Below are 21,843 nucleotides of genomic sequence, written 5' to 3'. Positions count from 1 at the left end.
CATTATTGAGCATGGGTTTAGTTTAAAATATCAAATATTTTAGATAACCTAATTTTATAACCGGTGAGTCTGGCTAAATTTATTAGAACAGAAATGAGTTAATTCGCTTTTAGGGTTGACTGCTGAATAACAAACAGTCAACTTTAATCTTTGTAACAATCATTTAAAGAAACCGTGATGCGTGCGTCTGGCCGGTAATTTATAATGTGCGACACCAATCACGCCCACTCCCGATAATTTATTTAAGCTGACAAACATGTATGTAAAAATCCGTTTTGCACTATTGAGCTTCTTGCTTTTATCCACCGGTATCAGTGTTGCCCCTTTGGCCATTGCCCGGGGAACAGCGGTTGAGGTCAAAGGGACGGCCCCTTTGGAATTGGCATCGGGTAGCGCTATGGTGGTTGATTTACAAACGAATAAAGTGATCTATGCCAATAATGCAGATAAAGTTGTGCCTATTGCCTCAATCACTAAGCTGATGACGGCAATGGTGGTATTAGATGCCAAATTACCTCTTGATGAAATTCTCTCTGTGGATATTGATCAAACTAAAGAGTTGAAAGGGGTGTTTTCCCGCGTTCGTGTTAACAGTGAAATTAGCCGTAAGGACATGCTGCTACTGACACTGATGTCGTCAGAAAATCGTGCTGCGGCCAGCCTGGCCCACCATTACCCTGGGGGCTACAACACATTTATAAAAGCCATGAATGCAAAAGCCAAGTCTTTGGGCATGAACAGTACGCATTATGTTGAGCCAACAGGGCTGTCGATTAATAACGTCTCGACCGCGCGTGATTTAGCCAAATTATTGATGGCGACCAAACAGTATCCGCTAATTGGCCAGTTAAGCACTACCACCGAGAAAATGGCTACTTTCCGTGAACCGAATTATACGTTGCCATTCCGCAATACTAACCATTTGGTTTATAACGACAAATGGAATATTCAACTGACCAAAACCGGTTTTACTAACCAAGCCGGGCACTGCTTGGTCATGCGTACCGTGATTGGCAAGCGGCCAGTCGCATTAGTGGTATTGGATGCTTTTGGTAAATATACCCATTTTGCGGATGCAAACCGCCTGCGTAGTTGGATCGAAACCGGTAAAGCTGCGCCAATCCCTGGTGCTGCCAAAAGTTATCGTCAGCAAAAAGATTCACAGGGGCGTTTAGCGCAGGTATCAGAATAAGAGCAGAACATCACTATGGAGACCTGTGCAGCAAATAAAGGCGCCGTAACCCCTTCCCAAGGGGCTAGAACTGCGCCTATCCTCACTGTTTAAGATCGAGTCATCGGAGGTTGTCAGCAGTCTGAATAATCCACAGTATTATTTTCATTTTATCTCTCCCCCTAGTACAGCATCAACACTAACCAACCACGGTTAGCCACGTAATATGACTATACCCGTGATACTGCAAGACCCGTAATACTGCAAGCCGCATGTGCGTTAGCTGCTTTCATTCACCCCGGCCACTTGCTCTGCTGCCGCCTTCCTGCAACTCGAATTATTTAGGGTATATAGTTAGTTTGACTGCCAGTGCTTATGTTTTGAGGTTTTACCAATGCCCGGATTAAAACTGTTAGTTGGGTCGATCTGTTGATAAAAATCTTTTAATGTGGGCTTTGCCAGATAGAGATGGCCGACATTATGCTCTGCGGGGTATTCCGCGCCTTTGTCATTGAGGAGCGATAACATTTTTTCTTTTAGCGTTTTTATATTGACCCCTTTCTTAACGATATAGTCTTGATGAAAGACGTGGCACAGGAAATGACCATAATAGAGCTTCGCGATCAGACATTGTTCTATTTCTGGTGGTAAGGTTTCAAACCACTGTGCTTCATTACGTCGCAGGGCGATATCCAGAGCCAAAATATCTTCCACTTTATCGGCGTGGACTGCGTGATAGCGCACTGCCGCCCCTGCCGCTGCAAAACGGTGTAGAAAAGCCTTTTTACCCTCATTAGCTGTGCAGGCAATAAAGTGACCTTCTGCAGTGGCAAAAAAGGTTCGTAGATGTTGTTGCGCTTCAGTAATGCCATCGCCTGACATTTTTAGCAGCAGATGATGTTCATATTGATTACGGTAGGTCTTAAGGCGCTTAGGTAAATGGTTAGGTAATATCTGACTAAAACCTTGCATCACACGATCTGTCAGGTGCTCGACCAAATACGGAATTTTATTGAGGCGAGCATCAATTTTACCTTTTAACGTGAAGAATTTAGGCATGTTATTGGTGCCCATACTGTTAATCATCACAAATGTATCTTTGCCATAGGTTTCCGCAATATCAAAAATATCACGATGCATATATTCACCCGCTATAGGTAAATGTTTAAAATCGCGGAGAATGATACGGCGTAGCTCAGTTAATACCTGAGTTTGGTTGGTGCCGATATAAAAGACTTGTTGTTGTTTCTCACTGGGGAAGGTATCCAGTCGCACAGCAAATACTGCCAATTTACCGGCACAGCCGGAAGCTTCAAATAAACGTCTGGGGTCGGCATTGAAGCGCGAAGGGGTTGCTGCATCAATGTCTCTTACCCGCGTAGCATATTCACTGTCTGAGGCTTGTTGCCCGCCCCATTCGATATCTTCAGCACCATATTTACCCTGTTCCAACCGTTGTAGGATCTCTTCCGGTGTATTTCCCAAGTTGATGCCTAAATGATTAATTAACTGTAACTCACCTTGTGCATCAATTTGTGCATACAGGGCCATTTCGGTGTATGCCGGACCTCTTTGGACCAATGAACCGCCTGAATTATTGCAGATACCGCCCACGACTGAGGCACCAATACAGGAGGATCCAATAACCGAATGGGGTTCACGGCCATAAGGTTTTAAGCGTTTTTCTAATTGATTCAGTGTGCTTCCTGGGAATCCTATAACTTGTTTACCATCATCCAATAGCTGAATTTGATTAAGACGTAAGGTATTCAATATGACAATAGGGCGATCGTAATCATCGCCACTTGGCGTTGAGCCTTCCGTCAGCCCAGTATTGGCGGCTTGCATGATAATGATGGTATCAGCAGCCACACAAGTCTGTAGTAACTGCCATTGTTGCAGTAGTGTTGACGGAAATACCACTGCGAGGGCCACACCCTTACCGGAGCGGAAACCGGTGCGGTAGCGCTCAGTCTGCCGTTCACCGGTCAGTAAATAGCGTGTACCCACTATATGCTGTAATCGAGTTAGCAAGAGCTGAATTTTTTCATTATTGAACTGGCTCATCAATGTGGCCCCCTGTTAATGACATTAGCCTTTTACTACACCTTGGCCGTTTAATGCCCCAACGTTGATTATCGTGGTTAGCGGGTTATTGTGATTAATAATTCAACCCACGTTTTGATCATGAGATATAAAGTATAGAATCAGATCTAATGGCTGTACTGATTAATAAGGCATTTTATGAGCGAGCATTTTGTTGGGAAGTATGAAGTTGAATTGAAATTTCGTGTTATGGACCTGACGACGTTACATGAACAATTAGTCGCCCAAAAAGCCACAGCTTTTACCCTCAATAATCATGAGAAAGACATCTATCTGGATGCTAATGGGCAGGATTTAGCGGATCAACAGATCAGCATGGTATTACGGGAAATGAATCCATCAGGTATTCGCTTATGGATTGTTAAAGGGCCGGGCGCTGAACGCTGTGAGGCCAGCAACATTGAGGATATCAGCAAAGTGCAAAGTATGTTGGCAACGTTAGGTTATCACCCGGCATTCACCATAGAGAAACAGCGCAGCATTTACTTTGTGGGGAAATTTCATATCACGGTTGACCATCTGACCGGATTGGGAGACTTTGCTGAAATCGCCATCATGACCGATGATGCCGCCGAGCTTGATAAATTAAAAACAGAATGCCGTTATTTTGCCAATACGTTCGGGTTACAGGCTGAGCAACAAGAACCTCGTTCATATCGGCAACTATTGGGTTTTTAGCCGTCAGAAATACACGAGCCGCACAGATTATTTTTTCATTAAAGACTTCAAATTAGCGAACGGGTTATGGGTGGCGACGCCTTGATCCTTTTGCGCATCATCTCCTGCAACCACGGTTGAACCGTATAGATCCACTTCTGTATATTTTGAATGCTCGTGATCGTGGCAAAACAGGCATAACATCTCCCAATTGCTGCCATCTTCTGGATTATTACCGTGGTCATGATCAATATGATGAACCGTCAGTTCTCGTAGATTGGAATAGACAAACTCCCGTGAGCATTTACCACAAACCCACGGGAAAATTTTCAGTGCCTTCTCCCGATAACCGCTTTCCAATCGGGAATAATTCTTTGGTATATATGCCATGTGAGCCTTCAATTCTGCGAAAAGTATTCTGTTTATTTTAGCGCGAAAGCGGGCGGCGGACTATCGACTCTTGAGGATAAATATTCGAACGTCAACACGCCATTAGCGCGTTTTTCTTCTTATCGGGATGTATCAACGGCATTTGCGGGTATTTTACCAAAAGTTATTTAGAGAACTTTTGAGACTTTTGCTGATGATTTAAGGGGATAAGACGTTTTACACTGTCAGTATGGAATTATTGAGCTAATTTTATTTTACGGCGGGCAATAAGAGCATTTACCTAAAACCCCTCGCCGATACAGTTGAGGCGCTATGAAAGAATCTGAGGTTCTGGCTGAAGTCAGTAATGAGAACCAGACATTGGTTGCAGTAGTGCAACAAGACCTGAGGGTTGTTTATTTTTATATTTATCCGCAAGAAGCATTCGAAGAACGCTTCCCGGTCCGTGCTTGCTGGGTGAGAAATCGGGTTGCCGCGCCTCAGTCAACCGATAATATGGCAATGGAACAAGGGGTGGCACCGCGCCTGGCCGCAGAGTTCTGCCGTAATATCGCTGGTGAGGCTGAGCTTGATCCACAATTTATTTCGATTATCTGGTCAGAAAGTGATGACGGTGCCGCGTTATGGTATCAGGGGCAATTACTGGCAATTATCCCAGGCTGGAGTTTATATATTGACCATTCCATCTGCTATTCAGCCAGTTGCATCAAAGACAATCCGCTGGTATTGCCTCTCGGGTCTGCTTCAACCAATACGCAATATGCCCTTGCGCAGCACACACGCCAATTTTGGCGGCGCTGGCAACAAGAAGAGGGGAATCCATGGCCCCTCTTGCAAGCGGAATATATTCAATGCTATGAGCAGCATTTTGGTCCATCGGTAAAATATTATGCGATCGATCAGGGAAAATGGCCTCCAATGGCGATATCTCAGCATGAAAAAGAGGGGGTATATTATTTTCTGACGATTGGTGTCAGTATTCGTCCACAACCTTGGGTTGAAATATTATTTAATGATGATGCCAGCCAATATCGGCGCATGGAAATGGCATTGGCTATTGATGGGCAATATGTCAACGAGGATAACGCTATTCATATGGCCAGTGCTCTGGCCGGGTTTGCGCATGTTCCCTGGAATAAAATAACCTGGTTAGGTGAGGGGCATACCTTAGAATCTGCAGTCGCCCCTCAGGGATATGAGGGCTATATTTTATCATCAGCGCTATATGCGGATGCAGACCATCTTACATTGCCTCATCAGCAGGACGATCCGGTCAATATATATTGGGCCAGTCCTATTTTTACCCGCGAGCGAGAGCTTGCCCATAGCGTGCCAAGCGGTGGCTCTGATTTGTTAAAAAAATTACAGCAGCAAGGGGTTAATCATATTTTCTCCCCGCGCCAAGCCGTTATTTAGGTGATACTGAATCAGTACAGCGGCCTGATTTGCAGATTCGGTGATTCGGGTCTTAACTTAATCAGGTAATCGCTGTTGTTTGAGACTGCCTGCTTAGGAGCAACATGTTTTGAATCAACCGGTATGGTGGTTTAGAACATATGGGGTAATCGGAACAGTAATCATTAATTTTATGGAGGCGCTCATGGGCATACTATCTTGGATTATTTTTGGCCTTATAGCCGGTATTTTGGCGAAGTGGATTATGCCTGGTGAGGATGGGGGTGGATTTATCATGACCATCATCTTGGGTATTATTGGTGCATTGGTCGGGGGCTATATCAGCACTTTCTTTGGCATGGGGAGAGTTGACGGGTTTAATCTGGGCAGCTTTGTAGTGGCAGTAATCGGCTCACTGGTTGTTCTGTTTATTTATCGGAAGTTAAGAAGCTAGTACCGGAGATTAAGCAGCTCACTCCTGCCGCTGTCAGTGGTAATGATTTAACATCACAGACAGTCATTAATTAAACACACGAAAAAGGTGGCTATTTTGTCACCTTTTTCACATGCAACTATCATCAATATGTCATAAAAATATCCGTTAATGGCTCATGATTACAGGCAATCTGAGAGACTCATTATGGGCCAGGCATTACGTAAACTCACTGCAGCTGATTATCCAGCAGTGGTGCAAGAACCACGTAAAAAGGTACTTGCTGTTAAAGGATTAGTAAAAGCATATAAGTCGCAGCACCGTGTTCTGGATAATATTAATTTTGAACTACATGCTGGTGAGTTTGTGGCGATAATTGGTCGTTCAGGTGCGGGTAAATCAACATTATTACATATTCTAAATGGCACTATCCCTACCAGCGCAGGTGAAATTATTAATTATCATGAAAATGGTGATACACAAAATATTGCGGCATTGACGACAAAACAAATGCGTAAATGGCGTGCAAAGTGTGGCATGATTTTTCAGGATTTCTGTTTGGTTCCCCGATTGGACGTTATTACCAATGTTTTATTGGGGCGTCTAAGTTACACATCAACATTAAAATCATTTTTTAAACTATTTTCTGAGCAAGATCGGGCCAGAGCTATCGAATTATTGCAATGGCTGAATATGTTGCCTCACGCATTGCAGCGGGCAGAGAATCTCTCTGGTGGTCAGATGCAGCGGGTGGCGATCTGCCGTGCCATGATGCAAAACCCAAAAATATTATTAGCTGATGAACCTGTCGCATCATTGGACCCTAAAAATACGACACGTATTATGAATACGTTACAGAAAATCAGTGAAAATGATATTGCCGTCATTGTTAATTTACACTCAGTCGATTTAGTTAAAGATTATTGCACCCGAGTGATCGGTATTGCTCACGGGCGAATTATCTTTGATGGGCCACCCAGTATGTTGAATGACAGTGTTATTCAGGATATTTATAGTGATGAGTCAACCGATCTTTTACATTAATTCCCATTTATCCATTTATAAATAATAGGTTGTTTTAATGAAAAAAACATTGTGCCTTACCTCATTAGTAGCTGGAATGATAATATTTAATGCTGCGGCAGAGGATGCACCAAAAGAAATAAATCTGGGTATTCTGGGTGGGCAAAATGCGACACAACAGATTGGCGATAATATGTGTGTCAAAGAGTTTTTAGATAAAGAATTAAATGTAAAAACTAATTTGCATAATGCATCTGACTATTCTGGTGTTATTCAAGGTATTTTGGGCGGGAAAATTGACTTAGTATTGAGTATGTCACCTTCCTCTTTCGCGTCAATTTATATCAAAGATCCTAACGCTGTCGAATTGGTCGGAATTGCCATTGATGATACTGATAAATCCAGGGGTTATCACTCTGTCGTGGTGGTTAAAGCGGATAGCCCTTATCAAAAACTTGAAGACCTGAAAGGCAAAGCATTTGGTTTTGCTGATCCAGACTCAACATCTGGCTTCTTGATCCCTAACCAAAGCTTCAAACAGCAGTTTGGTGGCTCAGTGGACAATAAATACAATAATTTCTTCTCCAGCGTTACGTTCTCTGGGGGCCATGAACAGGACATTTTAGGTGTTATTAATGGTCAGTTTGCTGGTGCGGTAACTTGGGCATCAATGATCGGCGATTATGATACTGGGTATACCAGCGGTGCATTCACGCGCATGATCCGCATGGGCCAACCGGACCTCATGAAGAAGATTCGAATTATTTGGCAATCTCCGTTGATCCCAAATGGCCCGATTTTAGTCCGTAGTGCTTTACCGCCAGAGTTTAAAGCCCAGTTAGTGACTGCGATTAAAAAGTTAGATAAAGAAGATCACGGTTGCTTCATTAAAGCGATGGGCGGTAAACAGCATATTGGTGAAACGTCACTTAGCGAGTATCAAAATATTATTGATATGAAGCGTGAATTAACCAAAGGCGACCGTTAATTTGGTCCAACGGATAAAACAAAATGGCTCTGGTTCGCCGGAGCTATTGTTTTTAGGCGTAGAATTTTTTTAGGTGTAGCATTGCTTTTAGGTGTAGCTTATTTTGAAGACTGACTTTAACCACTATTATCAGCAGATTCGTAGCAAACAAAAGCGTGATACAGTGATTTGGTCGCTGATGCTGGCTATCATTTATCTTGGCGCAGGTAATATTGCTGAGTTTAATCTTTATACCGTTTTTGTTTCTATCCCAAATTTTTTCGATTATTTAGCGGAAACCATACCTGTACTTCACTGGCGTAATTTATTTGCCGATGGCAAAACCGTAGGATCTCTTGCTTATTGGGGCTATCGTTTACCCATCCAATTGCCATTAATTTGGGAAACGTTACAACTGGCGGTCGCAGCAACACTTTTATCCGTTATGGTTGCCACCATTTTGGCGTTTCTGGCGGCAAATAATACCCAAAGCCCACCGTGGTTACGTTTAGCGGTTCGGACGTTTGTGACTTTTCTGCGTACCATGCCTGAGTTAGCGTGGGCGGTAATGTTTGTAATGGCTTTTGGTATTGGTGCCATTCCCGGTTTTCTGGCGCTGGCCCTACATACTATAGGCAGCCTGACAAAATTATTTTATGAATCACTGGAAACGGCTTCTGACAAACCCGCCCGTGGATTAGCCGCTTGTGGGGCAAGTCAATTGCAGCGGATGCGCTTTGCGCTGTGGCCACAGGTTAAACCCATATTCCTCTCTTATAGCTTTATGCGATTAGAAATTAATTTTCGGCAATCAACTATTTTGGGATTAGTGGGTGCGGGCGGGATCGGACAAGAGCTAATGACCTCGATAAAACTGGATCGCTATGATCAGGTCAGCATGACGTTATTGCTGATTATTATTGTGGTTTCACTGTTGGATTATACATCCGGTAAATTGCGCAAACGAGTTGTGGAAGGAGCATAATAATGTTGAATCACCATCTGACAACAGAACAGATATTAACGCTGAAACAACAAAATCCTCAGCTTTTCATGCAGCAGAAGCGTTATGTCAGATTGATTGCGATAATCACTGCGGCTATTTTTTTATATTACCTTTTCTTCTTTACTATTTTTGGTATCCCTTGGCAGACGCTTGCCAATGGTAGTCAGCAGCTCAGTCGCTATTTTTTACGTATGTTTGTCTGGCATGATTTTGCTAACTGGCCGTTTAAATATTATTTTGGTCAGATCTTCATTACCTTGGCAATTGTATTCGCTGGGACATTAACCGCCACATTGATAGCTTTACCCCTGTCATTCTTTGCCGCACGTAACGTGATGTCGACACCGGGTTTACGCATTATTTCATTTGCCGTTCGTCGTTTCCTGGATATTTTCCGCGGTATTGATATGGCGATCTGGGGGTTGATTTTTGTCCGTGCAGTGGGAATGGGGCCGCTAGCTGGGGTGCTGGCCATTATTATGCAGGATGTGGGGTTACTGGGTAAACTTTATGCTGAAGGGCATGAAGCGGTGGATAAGTCCCCCAACCGTGGCCTAACCGCCATGGGGGCAAATTCTTTGCAAAAACATCGCTTTGGTATTTTTACACAATCCTTTCCTACGTTTCTGGCATTGAGTCTCTACCAGCTTGAATCTAATACCCGCTCTGCTGCGGTGTTAGGTTTTGTCGGTGCTGGGGGGATAGGTTTAGTTTATGCGGAGAATATGCGGTTATGGAATTGGGATGTGGTAATGTTTATCACATTAATAATGGTCATTATTGTTATGATTATGGATAAAATATCAGCAGTATTACGCAAGAAGTATATTCTTGGTGAAGAAATTGCATTATATCAGCCATAACACTTTATATAATTATAGAGAGTAGATTGGTGTGATAAACAAATCCTTATCAATTTATTTTTTCAGGGATAATATTATATCCATATAAAATTCAATTAATTTAAAATAACAGTTGATTAAATTTACATTGAGAAAATCAACATAAATCTGTACAATACTGCCCGCTAGACGTCAAAGACGCTCTTTTAGTTTTTTTGCGATATTCGCACACGTCTACTCTACATAATAGGAATAGGGCAGTAATATGATCAACAACGATGTGCTCCGCAGTGTTCGCTATATGCTTAACGTTAACGATACCAAAATAGCAGAAATCATTAAGCTGGCTGATTTTGAAGTGAACAACGCAGATGTCGTTAATTTTCTTAAAAAAGAAGACGAAGCGGGTTATCAGGATTGCCCAGATCTGGTGATGGCGCATTTTCTGAATGGTTTGATTTTTTTTAGACGTGGTAAAGATGATAAGTTCCCTGCACCTGCGGTAGAGGCGGTTATCACCAACAATATTGTGTTGAAAAAACTGCGCGTCGCATTCGAATTGAAAGACACCGATATGCATGATGTCTTTAACGCCGTTGAGTTCCCTGTCTCTAAGCCTGAGTTAAATGCACTGTTCCGTAAAGAAGGCAGCAAAAACTTCCGCCCTTGTGGTGATCAGGTTTTACGTTATTTTCTGAAGGGCCTAACGCTGCGTATTCGTGGCGCTAAAAAAGCCTAGAACTAGTGTTAGTGGCTGGTCATCAATAAAGATTGGTAGTTAATAGTTAATAGTTAATAGTTAATAGTTAATAAAGGCTAGCCATCAATATAGACTGGCTGTTAGTAAAAAAACAGGTGTGGTAATCTGCCATGCCTGTCTTAGGTTAATATACCCGTCATACTTCACGCTGCATCCGTAACTGAATTTACTCATATCATTTCCCTCTCTGCTTTTCTCATTACTATATTCCACGTATTGCACCGTTTATGCCCTTGGTTTGTACATTATTGGTGCACATAATCTGATTTTTTATCAGTGTATTCCGCTGTCTTAATCATAATAGTCAATTAAATTATCAAGCTACAGAGTTGGCATGGCAATTGCGCTGGTTTAATTCAATTTTGCGTGTTTACTCAACGATTAGAGGTTAACGCTATGCAACGTCGTAACTTGATTAAAGTTTTTGCGCTCTCGGCTTCGGTTATCAGTATGGGAATGGCATTTGGCACTCTGGCGGCTGACACCATCAAAGTGGGTATTTTGCATTCGTTGTCCGGCACGATGGCTATTTCTGAAACACCGTTAAAAGACATGGCGTTGATGAGTATTGATGACATTAATGCTCATGGCGGTGTGTTGGGTAAGCAATTAGAACCGGTGATCGTTGATCCTGCATCTAACTGGCCGCTGTTTGCCGAGAAAGCGCGCCAACTATTAACACAGGATAAGGTTGCCGTGGTGTTTGGCGGCTGGACATCTGTCTCCCGTAAATCGGTATTACCGGTATTTGAAGAGTTGAACGGTTTACTGTTCTATCCGGTGCAGTATGAGGGTGAGGAGATGTCGCCGAATGTGTTCTATACCGGTGCCGCGCCAAACCAACAAGCTATTCCGGCGGTAGAGTATTTATTGAGTGACGAGGGCGGTGCGGCCAAGCGTTTTATTTTGTTGGGAACTGATTATGTTTATCCGCGAACTACCAACAAGATCCTGCGTGCCTTCCTACACACCAAGGGTATTGAAGATAAAGATATCGAAGAAGTCTATACCCCGTTTGGCTACAGCGATTACCAGACCATTGTTGGAAATATTAAGAAGTTTTCAGCCAAGGGTAAAACTGCGGTGATCTCCACCATCAACGGTGACTCTAACGTACCGTTTTACAAAGAATTAGCCAATCAGGGTATTAAAGCCACCGATGTACCGGTGATCGCCTTCTCTGTTGGGGAGGAGGAGTTACGTGGTATCGATGCCAAACCACTGGTCGGTAATCTGGCCGCGTGGAACTACTTCCAATCCGTTGATAACCCGACGAATAAAAAATTTGTTGAGCAATGGAAGGCCTACGCTAAAGCGAACAAGCTACCTAACGCCGATAGCGCGGTAACCAATGACCCGATGGAAGCCACTTGGGTGGGGATGCACATGTGGGCGCAAGCGGTAGAAAAAGCCCAGTCAACGGATGTAGATAAAGTCCGCGCAGCGATGGCAGGGCAAACGTATGCCGCCCCTTCTGGTTTTACTTTGACCATGGATCAGACCAATCACCATTTACATAAGCCGGTCATGATTGGCGAGATTGAAGCGGATGGTCAGTTCAATGTGGTATGGCAAACCGATGCGCCAATTCGTGCCCAACCTTGGAGCCCGTTCATCGCGGGTAATGATAAGAAACCAGATCACCCGGTAAAAAGCAGCCAGTAGTCGTCAAACAGGTAATCGCTATGACGTGCTGATGTCAGCGAGATCTGATGTCAGCTCTTTTTCACCACATATATGTGATGAGTGGGCCTATGAAATCGTTAATTCCTATTTGGGGTTGGGCAATAAATTATTTGTTCAGGCCGATGATAGGTCTGTTACTGGGCTTATCGACGCTGGCAATGGCAGGGCCAGCACAGGATTTTGTTGCGGCGAGTCGTGCACAGCAGGCCACGTTATTACAACAGTGGGCAACGGAGCCTGATGCTAGCCGGTTGCCTCTTTTGCAGGCGCTAAAACAGGAAACATTAGTGGTAGACAGTGCCGGCCAAGCGTTTATTAAAAATAATCAAAGTGTTAATTCGCTGGAAGGCCAATCGCAACCGACCGGTACGCTGAAAAAAATCTGGCTCAATAACCGGTTACGTATTTTGATCGCCAATGCTCTGGCGGCACAATGCTTGGTCAGTGACGATGAAACCGTGCGCTTACAGGCGGCAGTTGAATTACAACGGCAGGCGCAGAGCGATCAATTACCGCTGCTAAATCAACGCCTGAAGCTGGAAACGGACAGTCAGGTAAAAGAGGCACTGAGCATTGCACTCGCCAATTTACAACTGACTGACAGTAATCCCCTGGTGCGTCTGAATGCGGTGCAATTGTTGGGGCAATCAGGCTCACCGCAAACTCAATCACGACTGCAAAATTTAACCGATACGCATGTTGAACCGAATGAACAGGTTCGAGCTGCGGCAACCACCAGCTTGAAACAGATACAACACCGATTGATGATTGGGGAGATTATTGGGCAGGTGTTCAGCGGACTATCATTGGGTTCAATCTTACTGTTGGCGGCATTGGGGTTGGCTATCACCTATGGCTTACTGGGGGTGATCAATATGGCGCATGGTGAAATGCTGATGCTGGGAGCCTATTCCGCCTATCTGGTGCAATCGCTTTTCCAACAATTTGCCCCACACTGGCTGGCGCTTTATCCATTAATCGCCTTGCCGATTGCGTTTTTTACTACTGCAGGCATTGGTATGGTGCTGGAGCGTACGGTGATTCGGTATTTGTATGGCCGCCCGCTGGAAACACTATTAGCGACGTGGGGGATCAGCCTGATGTTGATTCAGGGGGTCCGCATGTTGTTTGGCGCACAGAATTTGGAAGTTGCTAACCCTGCATGGCTGTCCGGTGGGATTCAGGTTTTACCGAATCTGGTTTTGCCGTGGAATAGGATTGCCGTGATTGTATTTGTCGTTATCGTTTTGCTACTCACATGGTTGTTGCTGAATAAAACCCGTCTTGGTTTGCAAGTCCGCGCAGTGACACAAAACCGGGCAATGGCGGCTTGCTGCGGAGTCGCAACGGGGCGTGTTGATATGCTGGCATTTGGGTTGGGTTCTGGTATTGCAGGGCTTGGTGGCGTAGCACTCTCGCAACTGGGCAATGTCGGCCCAGAATTAGGGCAGGGGTACATCATCGACTCTTTCTTGGTGGTGGTCCTGGGTGGCGTCGGGCAGTTAGCTGGCAGTGTGGTTGCCGCATTAGGGCTGGGGATGTTGAATAAAATTTTGGAACCACAAATTGGCGCAGTATTGGGCAAGATCCTGATTTTAGTGCTGATCATTTTATTTATTCAAAAACGACCGCAGGGTCTGTTTGCCCTCAAGGGCAGGGTGAGTGACTAATGAATCAACCACTGACGGTAACCTTGACGAAAAAAGCACCGCTTACCAGCCTGTCATTGGGTATAGTCGCGCTGATTGCACTGATTATTCTTCCTTTTTTGGCGCTGTTACCGGCGGACCATCCGTTGGCGATATCAACCTATACTCTGACGCTGATCGGCAAAATATTATGTTATGCGGTGGTGGCTATCGCCCTTGATCTGGTTTGGGGATATGCCGGATTGTTATCACTTGGGCACGGATTGTTTTTTGCTCTGGGCGGTTATGCCATGGGGATGTATCTGATGCGTCAGGCTGCCGGAGACGGTTTACCTGCATTTATGTCTTTTTTATCGTGGTCTGAGCTGCCCTGGTTTTGGAGTGGCAGCCAGTACTTTGTTTGGGCATTGTGCCTGATTGTACTGGTCCCCGGTATGCTGGCTTTTCTGTTTGGCTATTTTGCTTTTCGCTCCAAAATCAAAGGCGTCTATTTTTCTATTATGACGCAGGCGCTGACCTACGCGGGCATGTTGTTGTTTTTCCGCAACGAAACGGGTTTTGGTGGCAATAACGGCTTTACTGGCTTCACTACGATATTGGGGTTCCCTGTCTCGGCCACTTCTACCCGTATTGCATTGTTTCTGGCAACGCTCACATTGCTCATTGCCAGTCTGGCTTTGGGGCTGGCATTAGCTCGCACTAAATTTGGTCGGGTATTGACGGCGGTGCGCGATGCCGAAAACCGCCTGATGTTTTGTGGTTATGATCCTAAAGGTTTCAAGCTGTTTGTCTGGACTCTATCTGCGGTGCTTTGTGCATTGGCAGGGGCGTTATATGTACCGCAGGTGGGCATTATCAATCCCAGTGAAATGTCGCCAACCAACTCGATTGAAGCGGCAATTTGGGTGGCACTGGGGGGACGAGGAACGCTGATAGGGCCGGTATTGGGGGCGGGGATTGTCAACGGTGCTAAAAGTTGGTTCACCATGGCGATGCCGGAATACTGGCAATTCTTTCTTGGTCTGATATTCATTCTGGTCACGTTATTTTTGCCGAAGGGGGTTATCGGGCTATTGCGCAGGGGGAAAGACCAATGAGCCGGTTTCAACTGACGGAGCAACTAATTTACGCCGAGATAAATGCTCAGGAACCTGGCGCGATACAGTATGCAGCCGATAAATATCGCCAGCAGCGCGATCCGGTACTGACGCTGGAAAACATCAACGTCAGTTTTGATGGTTTTCATGCGTTACGTAATCTTTCATTGCAAATTGGTGTTGGGGAGCTGCGTTGTATCATTGGCCCGAATGGGGCTGGGAAAACCACGCTGATGGATGTGATCACCGGTAAGACGCGGCCACAAACCGGCAAGATGGTGTATGACCAACACCATGATCTTTCCACCATGAATACTATTGAAATTGCCCATGCCGGTATTGGGAGAAAATTCCAGAAACCCACGGTATTTGAGGCATTGAGTGTCTTCGAAAATTTAGAATTGGCACAAAAAAACCATAAAACTGTGTGGGCCAGTTTGTGCGCCAAACTCAACAGTGAACAGCGCGATCAGATTGATGAAACGCTGGCCATATTGCGTTTAAGTGAGCTGCGGCAGCGGCAGGCGGGGTTGTTATCCCACGGTCAAAAGCAGTTTCTTGAGATTGGTATGCTGTTGGTACAAGACCCGCATCTATTGTTATTAGATGAGCCAGCCGCAGGAATGACTGATGCCGAGACGGCCTATACCGCTGAGTTGTTTAATCAGTTGGCGGGTAAACACTCGTTGATGGTGGTGGAACACGATATGGGGTTTATCGAGACGATTGCTGATCATGTCACTGTGTTGCACCAGGGACAGGTGTTGGCCGAGGGATCACTGGCAGAGGTACAGGAGAATGATCAGGTGATTGAGGTCTATTTAGGGCGTTGACTCAGTGCAGTTCAATGATGAGCACGTTATTTGGAGAATGTCAGTGAGCTTGCATTTTTCCCTCATATTTATTTGATAATTAAGGGTGCTTTTATGCTGCAAGTGAATGAGATTGATCAATATTATGGTGGTAGCCATATTCTGCGCGGCTTGACTTTTGAGGCCCGAGTGGGGGAAGTCACTTGTCTATTGGGCCGCAATGGTGTCGGCAAAACCACGTTGCTGAAATGCCTGATAGGGCTTGTTCCTATTAAGAACGGCGGCATCACTTGGGAGGGGAAAAACATTAGCCACCAGTCGCCACATCAGCGGGTCAAAGAAGGCATTGCTTATGTCCCCCAAGGGAGAGAAATTTTCCCCCGGCTTACAGTGGAAGAGAATATTTTACTGGGGCTTTCACGTTTCCCCGGTTCACAGAGTAAAAGCGTACCTGAACATATCTATCAACTGTTCCCAGTGTTACAAGAGATGAAGCATCGCCATGGTGGCGATTTATCCGGTGGTCAGCAGCAACAGTTGGCGATTGGTCGGGCATTGGCGTGCCAGCCTCGGTTATTGATTCTGGATGAGCCGACCGAGGGTATTCAGCCATCCGTTATCAAGGAGATCGGGGGGGTTATCAAAAAACTGGCGGCTCAGGGGGATATGGCTATCCTGCTCGTGGAGCAGTTTTATGATTTTGCCGCCGAGCTGGCGGATAACTATTTGGTGATGTCTCGAGGAAAAATTGTCCAACGGGGATTAGGCATTGATATGGAACATGATGATGTTCGCCGTTTGGTGGCTATTTAGCCCCGTTTAGACGGCTTCTCGTCAATAAGACAACATCTCATTATGTTGTCCCTTAGCAGACTCATCGAGTAATTTAAAATGATAGGGTTTCTAAACTAATGGAGCCTAATCATTGTGACTAGTTTGCCAATAACCGCTAACCAACTCAAACCCTCCATTGCTGAGGAGCCTAGGATTGCCCGGTTAAAACAGTTAGATAGACATAGTCTGGAGCAATTAATCCGTGGTGACATCCTGGCAATTCGTATTCCCAATTACTGCTCTGAAAAAACCGCCGCATCATTAAATCAATACATTAATAAAATCGCAAAGCTGGATGAGTACACCCATGAGATCTATGAAAAAGAAAGGGTGGTACAAAACTTTTACGGTGTTCACCGTTGGGGGACGCCATTCAATACGACCTACGGTAAAGCTGAAAACGAGAGTGCAAAGCAGAAGTATTATCGTGATGCCACCCAGATGCGCATACTGATTGACCGTCTTTGCGCCCCAGACTTACCGCCAATTCAAGCGTTAATCGAAAATATTAAACAGCACTGGCCAGAGGGTGCAGTTACCGCTTCTTTCGAAGGGAAACCGATGTTTGCCGGTATCATTCGCGTGATGTTTCCTGAAACGGCGCATCTATCCGAAACGGTTCCACATGTGGATTGCCTGCCATTTTCCGTTGCCGAGTTAGAGCATCAATTCAGCGCTAATATTTATATTGAGACACCACCTGCTGGCGGTGAGTTAGTGGTCTGGGATACTGATGCCTTTTCCTTCGCCGAAGTCGCGCTATTCGAGGGGGGGAAACTGCCCGAAGAGCGTTTGCAACGGCCACTACGCATTCAACCACAGAAAAATGAGCTGGTGATCATCAATACCCGCCGCCCTCACGCCATTTGCGGGTTTGATTCAGGCAAACGAATCAGCATGCAGTCATTTATAGGTTACAACACGAACCAGCCGTTCTATTTCTGGTGTTAATGACTTCAAAATGAGAGCTTTTTATGACTCCTGAAGAATTTCGCCGCCATGGCTATGCCATAATCGATCTGATCGCAGATTACCGACAAAATATCGAATTGCGTGGCGTTAATCCCACGACAGTGCCCGGTGAGATTAAATCTCGTCTGCCGTTAAATGCACCTGAAAAAGCAGAACCTTTCGATCACATTATTTCTGACATAGAAGAACTCATCATGCCAGGACTATTGCATTGGCAACATCCTGACTTTTTTGGTTATTTTCCTTCTAATGTCGAGTTATCCTCCGTTCTTGGGGATTGCTTGAGTACTGGGTTGGGGGTGATAGGTCTGTCTTGGCAATCCAGCCCGGCCCTGACAGAAATTGAAGAAGTGGCCACCAACTGGTTGCTAAAAATGCTTGGTCTTAGCGCTGCCTGGAGCGGAGTGATTCAGGATTCAGCCTCAACCGCCACGTTAGTGGCGCTGATCAGTGGCCGAGAGCGGACGTCAAACTATGCGTTAATGAATAAAGGGATGCAAAACAGCGACGAACCGTTGATTGTCTACACTTCACCAGAAGCTCATAGCGGGGTGAATAAAGCCGCTCTGCTTGCTGGGTTTGGCCACAATAATATCCGTTTAGTGCCCACCGATGGGCACAATGCCATGTCACCATTGGCATTAGAACAGGTCATTCAACAGGATTTGATGAAGGGAAACCGGCCTTGTATCGTTATCGCTACTACAGGTACTACCGCTGCGACAGCGATGGATCCCCTTGATGGCATTGGTGATATTACTCAGCGTTATGGTTTATGGCTGCATGTAGATTCTGCTATGGCTGGTTCAGCGATGATTTTGCCAGAATGCCGTCATCTGTGGTACGGCATAGAAAAGGCTGATTCTGTGGTGATAAACCCGCATAAATGGCTGGGTGCTGCTTTTGATTGTTCGGTTTATTGTGTACAAGATTCAGAGCATTTGATTCGTATCATGAGTACTAACCCCAGTTTCTTACAATCCGATGCTGATGGGAAAGTGAGAAATTACCGCGATTGGGGGGTCCCTCTCGGTCGCCGTTTTCGTGCGCTTAAACTATGGTTTTTAATTCGTGAGCAAGGGGTGGAAGGGCTACAGGCGCGTTTGCGTCGTGATATTGCTAATGCTAATTGGTTAGCAGAACAGATTAAAAATAGCGATGACTGGAAACTGGTCGCACCTGTAGTGTTGCAAACTTTGTGTATTCGTCACGAACCGGGTGGGTTGATGGGAAACGCGTTGGATAATTATACCCGCAGTTGGGCCGAGAAACTTAATCAATCCGGTAAAGGTTATGTCACACCGGCCACGCTTGGTGGCCGCTGGATGGTGCGGATTTCTATCGGCACTCTGGGCACGGAACGTCATCACGTTGAGAAGCTGTGGTTGTTGTTGCAGTCTTTGGTTAAGGAGAGATAAAAGGGTTTTACCATATTAAGAACTGAGCAACGAGCAATAGGCAACAAACAATGAGTAATGTCAGTGGCTGGTGGTGAGCCAGCCTTTGGTCTCACGCCAGAGGCGTTTCGTCTATTGGTAGGGAGTTTGACGCCCCCCATTCAGCCCAAGAGCCATCATAGAGTGACACTGACCGTGCATTCACCGCCGCTAGACCCAGTGCCACTACCGCTGCGGTGACCCCTGAACCACAACTGGTAATAATGGGCTTGGTTAAGTCCACCCCCTGAGCCGCAAATATCTCTGCCAATGCCTGTGGTGACTTCAGATGACCATTCTCCACCATGGTCCCCCACGGTATATTGATGCTACCGGGGATGCGCCCAAGGCGTAAACCAGGGCGTGGTTCTGGCTCTTGTGCTTTATATCTTGCTGATGGCCGAGCATCCAATATTTGCACCTCATTATTACCCAGAACCGCCAGTACCTCATCGACACTAGAAACGGCGGTGGCATTGAAAGTAACATTGAATGTTTGTGGCGTGGGATGTACAGGGCCACTTTCCAGCTTATAGCCTGCTTGTTGCCACCCGCTCAGACCACTTGCCAAAATTCGCACATTTTTAGCGCCAAATGTGCGGAATGTCCACCACACGCGTGGTGCAGAAAATAGATTACCCTCATCATAAATCACCAACGTGTGTTGTTCAGTGATGCCTAGCTGGCCTGCCATTTCACTGAATAGCTGAGGAGAGGGCAGCATATGGGGTAAGCCGGTACTGTGGTCTGCTACTGCATCAATATCAAAATAGACCGCACCAGGAATATGGCCCTGTTCAAACTCAGCCTGAATATTACGTTTGGGTATCAATCCGGGAGGCGACATTCTGGCATCCAAAATAACTATATTGGCATCATTAGCATGTGCTGCAAGCCATTGCGGTGTAACCAGAAAGTCTGAGTTCATAACATATTACCTATCAAAATTATAAGGGGGTAATTCTATGGATAACGCCATCAAGTGACTCACTATATAACGAAATACTCGCAATTAAACCCCGACTTATCAATGATGCGTAATGTTTCGCATTTATTCGTATTTATTATTTAACGTATTTCATATCGTAAGCAAATAATTCGTTGCTGCGCTTGGGACACTCTCGTTTTTGAGCGATGTACAGCGGTTTACTTTCTGTTCCTATGGTTTTTCATTAAGTTGAATAGCGCTTTCTTCGAGCTATACGAACATTTTTTTCCTGGCATTGGCTTGAAAGTGGGTTGTTAATTGGGATGTTTAACTGTTGTTATATACAGCTTTGTGTGTAATGTTAATAACCCCCTTTGCTTGAGTGAGTGGCTTTAAATACTTATCTATCATGTGGTTATGACAAGGTTGGCTGTCCGATGAAACGTGAATAATATATTTAATATCAGTTGGTTATTTAGTGTGTTTGGGGTTAAATCTAATAGGGTGACGGGTATGTTAATAAGCTAATGATATCTCCCTACTGCCCAGACGTTTTATAAACCAATAGGCCTTACATACCTGAAGTAATTCGAGTTGCAGGAAGGCGGCAACAAAGCGGTAAATTGGTCGAAGACTGGTTTGAATCGCATTTATGCAGCCCGTAAAGCCGCCAACGCTCAGGCAACTTGAAGTGTGACGGGTATAAACTGATAAGAGGTAATGTATGGCAATAATCCTAACCCGTGGTCGGATTTTCGCATTGGCCGCCATCATGCTGTCTGCATCAAGTGGCATATCGCAAGCGGCAGATAACGTCCGCGTAGGCTCTAAAATTGATACCGAAGGATCCTTGCTGGGCAATATTATTGTGCAGGTTTTGGAGGCTAACGGGATTAAAACCACCAATAAATCCCAACTGGGAGCAACCAAAGTCGTACGTGGGGCGATTACTGCCGGTGAGATTGATATTTATCCTGAATATACGGGGAATGGGGCTTTCTTCTTTTCTGATGAACAAGACCCTGCTTGGAAGAGTGCCAAAGCGGGATATGAAAAAGTAAAAGTGCTGGATTACGAAAAAAATAAATTGGTATGGCTCTCTCCTGCGCCAGCGAACAATACCTGGACCATTGCTGTACGAAAAGACTTAGCCACGGCCAATAATTTGCGAACGATGGATGATTTAGGTAAGTGGATCAATGCCGGAGGTCAGTTTAAATTAGCCGCCTCAGCCGAGTTTATCGAGCGGCCTGATGCGTTACCCGCTTTCCAACAGGCATATGGTTTTACGCTGAATCAAGATCAACTACTGTCCCTGGCTGGGGGGGATACCGCGGTGACGATTAAAGCAGCGGCAGAACAGATCTCAGGGGTGAATGCCGCCATGGCTTATGGTACCGATGGCCCAGTGGCTGCACTGGGTTTACAGACTCTGGAAGATACTAAAGGCGTACAGCCGATTTATGCGCCAGCCCCAATCATCCGCGAAGCTACTCTGAAAGCTCACCCGAACATCCCGGCTTTGCTTAATCCGGTATTCGCCACACTTGATGGCTCAACGTTACAAAAGCTGAATGCACGTATTGCGGTGGAAGGGCAGGATGCAAAGAAAGTGGCTGCCAATTACCTAAAAGAGAAAGGGTTTATTAAAAACTGACCATTAGCAGAGGGGGCACCAT

20 protein-coding genes are annotated in these 21,843 nt (G+C 45.3%); 17 read left to right on the top strand and 3 right to left on the bottom strand.

Annotated features, from left to right (window positions below; translation table 11 throughout):
* Positions 1 to 256 precede the first annotated feature (256 nt).
* A complete protein-coding gene (gene pbpG / locus AC971_RS01295) occupies positions 257 to 1,192 on the top strand; it encodes a D-alanyl-D-alanine endopeptidase (protein WP_025383129.1) in 936 nt (311 codons plus the stop codon).
* Between the two features lie 333 nt (positions 1,193 to 1,525).
* Here pbpG and dld read toward each other — a convergent pair whose 3' ends face one another.
* Positions 1,526 to 3,238, bottom strand: coding sequence for a D-lactate dehydrogenase (gene dld / locus AC971_RS01290; protein ID WP_025383130.1), 1,713 nt, complete (start codon positions 3,236 to 3,238; stop codon positions 1,526 to 1,528).
* A 177-nt stretch (positions 3,239 to 3,415) separates the two neighbouring features.
* Here dld and cyaB point away from each other — a divergent pair, with 177 nt between their 5' ends.
* The gene (gene cyaB, locus AC971_RS01285; RefSeq protein WP_025383131.1) at positions 3,416 to 3,955 is read left to right on the top strand and encodes a class IV adenylate cyclase; all 540 of its coding nucleotides are present in this window, start codon (positions 3,416 to 3,418) and stop codon (positions 3,953 to 3,955) included.
* Between the two features lie 27 nt (positions 3,956 to 3,982).
* Here cyaB and yajD read toward each other — a convergent pair whose 3' ends face one another.
* A complete protein-coding gene (yajD, locus tag AC971_RS01280) occupies positions 3,983 to 4,324 on the bottom strand; it encodes an HNH nuclease YajD (protein WP_002214185.1) in 342 nt (113 codons plus the stop codon).
* A 312-nt stretch (positions 4,325 to 4,636) separates the two neighbouring features.
* On the opposite strand from yajD, the gene AC971_RS01275 reads away from it, so the two are divergent.
* The 14 genes from AC971_RS01275 to AC971_RS01210 all read left to right on the top strand — a co-directional run bounded on the left by AC971_RS01275 (position 4,637) and on the right by AC971_RS01210 (position 19,218).
* A complete protein-coding gene (locus AC971_RS01275) occupies positions 4,637 to 5,740 on the top strand; it encodes a suppressor of fused domain protein (RefSeq protein ID WP_025383132.1) in 1,104 nt (367 codons plus the stop codon).
* A 184-nt stretch (positions 5,741 to 5,924) separates the two neighbouring features.
* Complete coding sequence (locus AC971_RS01270) at positions 5,925 to 6,173, top strand: GlsB/YeaQ/YmgE family stress response membrane protein (RefSeq protein WP_002210786.1); 249 nt, start codon at positions 5,925 to 5,927, stop codon at positions 6,171 to 6,173.
* A gap of 186 nt (positions 6,174 to 6,359) precedes the next feature.
* Positions 6,360 to 7,196 (top strand): phosphonate ABC transporter ATP-binding protein, encoded by an 837-nt coding sequence (gene phnC / locus AC971_RS01265; protein WP_025383133.1) that lies wholly within the window; start codon positions 6,360 to 6,362, stop codon positions 7,194 to 7,196.
* A gap of 37 nt (positions 7,197 to 7,233) precedes the next feature.
* Entirely contained in the window at positions 7,234 to 8,163 is a 930-nt protein-coding gene (phnD, locus tag AC971_RS01260; RefSeq protein WP_025383134.1) for a phosphonate ABC transporter substrate-binding protein, read from the top strand.
* 103 nt (positions 8,164 to 8,266) lie between these two features.
* Positions 8,267 to 9,127 carry a phosphonate ABC transporter, permease protein PhnE gene (phnE, locus tag AC971_RS01255; RefSeq protein WP_025383135.1) on the top strand — a complete coding sequence of 287 codons (861 nt, stop codon included), beginning with the start codon at positions 8,267 to 8,269 and terminating at the stop codon, positions 9,125 to 9,127.
* Positions 9,128 to 9,129: 2 nt separating this feature from the next.
* On the top strand, positions 9,130 to 10,011 hold the full coding sequence (gene phnE, locus AC971_RS01250; RefSeq protein ID WP_025383136.1) for a phosphonate ABC transporter, permease protein PhnE: 882 nt from the start codon (positions 9,130 to 9,132) through the stop codon (positions 10,009 to 10,011).
* Positions 10,012 to 10,255: 244 nt separating this feature from the next.
* A complete protein-coding gene (locus AC971_RS01245; RefSeq protein ID WP_002210791.1) occupies positions 10,256 to 10,729 on the top strand; it encodes a YehS family protein in 474 nt (157 codons plus the stop codon).
* A gap of 417 nt (positions 10,730 to 11,146) precedes the next feature.
* On the top strand, positions 11,147 to 12,415 hold the full coding sequence (urtA, locus tag AC971_RS01240; protein WP_025383137.1) for an urea ABC transporter substrate-binding protein: 1,269 nt from the start codon (positions 11,147 to 11,149) through the stop codon (positions 12,413 to 12,415).
* Positions 12,416 to 12,504: 89 nt separating this feature from the next.
* Positions 12,505 to 14,106 carry an urea ABC transporter permease subunit UrtB gene (gene urtB, locus AC971_RS01235; protein WP_025383138.1) on the top strand — a complete coding sequence of 534 codons (1,602 nt, stop codon included), beginning with the start codon at positions 12,505 to 12,507 and terminating at the stop codon, positions 14,104 to 14,106.
* On the top strand, positions 14,106 to 15,182 hold the full coding sequence (urtC, locus tag AC971_RS01230; RefSeq protein WP_025383139.1) for an urea ABC transporter permease subunit UrtC: 1,077 nt from the start codon (positions 14,106 to 14,108) through the stop codon (positions 15,180 to 15,182). Before urtB ends, urtC begins: the two co-directional genes overlap by 1 nt.
* The gene (gene urtD / locus AC971_RS01225) at positions 15,179 to 16,015 is read left to right on the top strand and encodes an urea ABC transporter ATP-binding protein UrtD (RefSeq protein WP_025383140.1); all 837 of its coding nucleotides are present in this window, start codon (positions 15,179 to 15,181) and stop codon (positions 16,013 to 16,015) included. Before urtC ends, urtD begins: the two co-directional genes overlap by 4 nt.
* 93 nt (positions 16,016 to 16,108) lie before the next feature.
* Positions 16,109 to 16,807, top strand: coding sequence for an urea ABC transporter ATP-binding subunit UrtE (gene urtE, locus AC971_RS01220; RefSeq protein WP_025383141.1), 699 nt, complete (start codon positions 16,109 to 16,111; stop codon positions 16,805 to 16,807).
* Between the two features lie 114 nt (positions 16,808 to 16,921).
* Positions 16,922 to 17,779, top strand: coding sequence for a 2OG-Fe(II) oxygenase (locus tag AC971_RS01215; RefSeq protein ID WP_025383142.1), 858 nt, complete (start codon positions 16,922 to 16,924; stop codon positions 17,777 to 17,779).
* A 23-nt stretch (positions 17,780 to 17,802) separates the two neighbouring features.
* On the top strand, positions 17,803 to 19,218 hold the full coding sequence (locus AC971_RS01210) for a pyridoxal phosphate-dependent decarboxylase family protein (protein ID WP_025383143.1): 1,416 nt from the start codon (positions 17,803 to 17,805) through the stop codon (positions 19,216 to 19,218).
* A 91-nt stretch (positions 19,219 to 19,309) separates the two neighbouring features.
* Here the strand turns inward: AC971_RS01210 and sseA are convergent, their stop codons facing one another.
* Positions 19,310 to 20,164, bottom strand: coding sequence for a 3-mercaptopyruvate sulfurtransferase (sseA, locus tag AC971_RS01205; RefSeq protein WP_025383144.1), 855 nt, complete (start codon positions 20,162 to 20,164; stop codon positions 19,310 to 19,312).
* A 724-nt stretch (positions 20,165 to 20,888) separates the two neighbouring features.
* On the opposite strand from sseA, the gene osmF reads away from it, so the two are divergent.
* Positions 20,889 to 21,821 (top strand): glycine betaine ABC transporter substrate-binding protein OsmF, encoded by a 933-nt coding sequence (osmF, locus tag AC971_RS01200; protein WP_025383145.1) that lies wholly within the window; start codon positions 20,889 to 20,891, stop codon positions 21,819 to 21,821.
* Positions 21,822 to 21,843 lie beyond the last annotated feature (22 nt).

Source organism: Yersinia similis, from assembly GCF_001053095.1.
In the GTDB taxonomy this organism is placed as follows: Bacteria; Pseudomonadota; Gammaproteobacteria; order Enterobacterales; family Enterobacteriaceae; genus Yersinia; species Yersinia similis.
The sequence above is the reverse complement of the archived record's forward strand: the minus strand, read 5'-3'. Positions and strand labels throughout refer to the sequence as shown.

Excerpts from the sequence above, each read along its gene's own strand:
- pbpG (WP_025383129.1), top strand. The coding sequence starts at position 257 with ATGTATGTAAAAATCCGTTTTGCACTATTGAGCTTCTTGCTTTTATCC.
- dld (WP_025383130.1), bottom strand. The coding sequence starts at position 3,238 with ATGAGCCAGTTCAATAATGAAAAAATTCAGCTCTTGCTAACTCGATTA.
- cyaB (WP_025383131.1), top strand. The coding sequence starts at position 3,416 with ATGAGCGAGCATTTTGTTGGGAAGTATGAAGTTGAATTGAAATTTCGT.
- yajD (WP_002214185.1), bottom strand. The coding sequence starts at position 4,324 with ATGGCATATATACCAAAGAATTATTCCCGATTGGAAAGCGGTTATCGG.
- AC971_RS01275 (WP_025383132.1), top strand. The coding sequence starts at position 4,637 with ATGAAAGAATCTGAGGTTCTGGCTGAAGTCAGTAATGAGAACCAGACA.
- AC971_RS01270 (WP_002210786.1), top strand. The coding sequence starts at position 5,925 with ATGGGCATACTATCTTGGATTATTTTTGGCCTTATAGCCGGTATTTTG.
- phnC (WP_025383133.1), top strand. The coding sequence starts at position 6,360 with ATGGGCCAGGCATTACGTAAACTCACTGCAGCTGATTATCCAGCAGTG.
- phnD (WP_025383134.1), top strand. The coding sequence starts at position 7,234 with ATGAAAAAAACATTGTGCCTTACCTCATTAGTAGCTGGAATGATAATA.
- phnE (WP_025383136.1), top strand. The coding sequence starts at position 9,130 with ATGTTGAATCACCATCTGACAACAGAACAGATATTAACGCTGAAACAA.
- AC971_RS01245 (WP_002210791.1), top strand. The coding sequence starts at position 10,256 with ATGATCAACAACGATGTGCTCCGCAGTGTTCGCTATATGCTTAACGTT.
- urtA (WP_025383137.1), top strand. The coding sequence starts at position 11,147 with ATGCAACGTCGTAACTTGATTAAAGTTTTTGCGCTCTCGGCTTCGGTT.
- urtB (WP_025383138.1), top strand. The coding sequence starts at position 12,505 with ATGAAATCGTTAATTCCTATTTGGGGTTGGGCAATAAATTATTTGTTC.
- urtC (WP_025383139.1), top strand. The coding sequence starts at position 14,106 with ATGAATCAACCACTGACGGTAACCTTGACGAAAAAAGCACCGCTTACC.
- urtD (WP_025383140.1), top strand. The coding sequence starts at position 15,179 with ATGAGCCGGTTTCAACTGACGGAGCAACTAATTTACGCCGAGATAAAT.
- urtE (WP_025383141.1), top strand. The coding sequence starts at position 16,109 with ATGCTGCAAGTGAATGAGATTGATCAATATTATGGTGGTAGCCATATT.
- AC971_RS01210 (WP_025383143.1), top strand. The coding sequence starts at position 17,803 with ATGACTCCTGAAGAATTTCGCCGCCATGGCTATGCCATAATCGATCTG.
- sseA (WP_025383144.1), bottom strand. The coding sequence starts at position 20,164 with ATGAACTCAGACTTTCTGGTTACACCGCAATGGCTTGCAGCACATGCT.
- osmF (WP_025383145.1), top strand. The coding sequence starts at position 20,889 with ATGGCAATAATCCTAACCCGTGGTCGGATTTTCGCATTGGCCGCCATC.